The following is a 643-nucleotide window of genomic DNA, read 5'->3' on the forward strand; positions in this document are numbered from 1 at the left end:
CTCCTACAAGGAGCAGCTTAGACTGAAGCTTTTTATTAATAATAGCAAATGTTTTGACTATATCTGTAACTCTTTTGACTTGACGAAAGTTTGAAATATGAATAACGACTTTTTCATTTTCTAATATGCCATACTCCGCTTTTAAATACTGCACTTCTTTTTTATGATAAACTCGTTCATCAATAAAATTATACATCGTTTCAATTTCTTTATCTGGACTAATCAAATGGTGAGTTTGATCAACAAGTGACTGAGATACAGCCGTCACTGCATCTGATTTCTCAATTCCAAATTTAATTAAATCTTTTAACGATGGATCCTCTCCTAGAACCGTAATGTCTGTCCCATGAAGAGTCGTCACAATTTTCACTTCGTGCTCCACCATTTGTTTAGCTAAAATCCCGCAAACGGCATGGGGGATTGCATAGTGCGTATGAATAATGTCAAGCTTTTCTCTTTTAGCCACTTCAGCCATTTTACTGGATAAAGCCAAATCATACGGAGGGTATTTAAAGACGGAGTACTGATTTACATCTACTTCGTGAAAATAAATATTTGGATATACTTTCGTCAATCTAAAAGGCATGCTAGAGGAAATAAAATGAATTTCGTGCCCTTTTTCAGCCAGCAGCTTCCCTAGCTC

Annotated in this window: 1 protein-coding gene; it reads right to left on the reverse strand. The window is 35.8% G+C overall.

Features of this window, described 5'->3' with window-relative positions; translation table 11 throughout:
• On the reverse strand, positions 1 to 643 hold a 643-nt coding region (gene bshA, locus AC1DRF_RS31270), incomplete at both ends, for an N-acetyl-alpha-D-glucosaminyl L-malate synthase BshA (RefSeq protein WP_477742735.1).

This window comes from Priestia sp. P5_B4 (assembly GCF_056400385.1).